Source organism: Candidatus Symbiopectobacterium sp. NZEC135 (genome assembly GCF_025962695.1).
The window spans coordinates 1-1,393 of the sequence record NZ_JAGFPF010000454.1 but is presented as its reverse complement, the minus strand read 5'-3'; the positions used below and the strand labels follow the sequence as shown (position 1 = coordinate 1,393).

General features: G+C 56.9%; 2 protein-coding genes and 1 riboswitch. Both genes read right to left on the bottom strand.

All coding sequences use genetic code 11. The features are described 5' to 3' along the window. Positions 1–591: ABC transporter substrate-binding protein (locus J5224_RS27820; protein WP_264628362.1), on the bottom strand; the 591-nt coding region annotated here is incomplete at its 3' end. 60 nt (positions 592–651) lie between these two features. After that, positions 652–752: riboswitch (guanidine-I (ykkC/yxkD leader) on the bottom strand. Positions 753–943: 191 nt separating this feature from the next. Next, positions 944–1,393, bottom strand: a 450-nt coding sequence (locus J5224_RS27815; protein ID WP_319802495.1) for an oligopeptide/dipeptide ABC transporter ATP-binding protein, incomplete at its 5' end; no start/stop codon positions are given.

The following is a 1,393-nucleotide window of genomic DNA, read 5'->3' as shown; positions in this document are numbered from 1 at the left end:
AACGGCGTTGATGGCCGAGAGTTGCGGGTTCCAGGCGACAGCCGCCTTCACGCCGGAGGTGGAAAACGCGGCAACGATATCCGCATCAGAGGTATTGACGATGCGCACGTCCTTTTCTGCCAGCCCGGCATGTTCCAGACCGCGAATCAACAGATAGTGAGAAACCGACAGTTCCGGCAGGTTAATGCTCATGCCTTTCAGGTCGGCCAGGGTTTTCCCTTTGCCTTTCACCACCACGCCGTCATTGCCTTCGGAGAAACTGCCCGGCAGTAGTACCGTGGTATCCACGCCACCGGCCGCCGGGATGGTGAGCGCATCCATGTTGGTCATGGTGCAGCCATCAAACTGGCCGGCGGTATATTGATTGATGGATTCGACATAGTCGTTAAGCTGCGTCACCTTGATCTCGATGCCGTACTTTTTGGCCCATTTATCGATGATGCCGCTGGTGCTGGTATAGCCCCACGGCATCCAGCCCGCATAGAGGGTCCAGCACACATTGAAACTTTTGCGGGATTCCGCGTGTGTGAAAAAACTCGAGAGTGCGAGCACGCACGCGACAACGAGTCCAAGCGGACGGGTCATTTTCATGGGGAAGGTCTCCAGTCTGGTTTCGGGGTGCAGGAGCAGCAGAATGCCTATTGGCTTGCTGTCTCCCGGGCTTTTATCCCGCCGTGTAACCCCGACCTGGAGGTCGCCAGCTCTCGGACCAGCATCCACCGCAGTGGACCGGAACCCTAGCCAGCCATTTAGCGCACACAGCCTGTCAGTTCTGTGCTGCCCTACGCAGTCACAAAAGCAATCGCCATGCCAAAATTAACTCATTGAAATAAAAGGATATGGAAGAAAAGGAGGAAGGTGATGGCGCGCCGTAGCGGTGCAACGTGGTTTCAGGTGCACCGACATGGGGAGTCTCTTCCCGTCGGTGCACCCGTTTTTTTACTTAAACAGAACCGGCTTCATCTCTGTCGACGGCAAAACAGGCAATCAGTTGGTCGCCGTAGGCTTTTAACGTGGGCTGGAACTGGACGCAGGTATCAAAACGATGCTGGCAGCGCGCGTTAAACGCACAGCCCGGCGGCGGATTGAGCGGGCTGGGCAGTTCCCCAATCAGCTTGATACGTTCGCGGCGCAACGCCGGGTTCAGGCGCGGCGTCGCTGACAACAGCGCCTGGGTATAAGGGTGGCGCGGGTTGTTGAAAATCGCCTCCTTGCTGCCCTTCTCGACGCAGCGGCCCAGATACATCACCATCACTTCGTCGGCAATATGCTCAACCACTGACAGATCATGGGAAATGAACACGTAAGACAAACCCAGCTCTTGTTGCAGGTCCATCATCAGGTTCTGCACCTGGGCAAGCACCGACACGTCCCGCGCCGGTACCGGGTCATC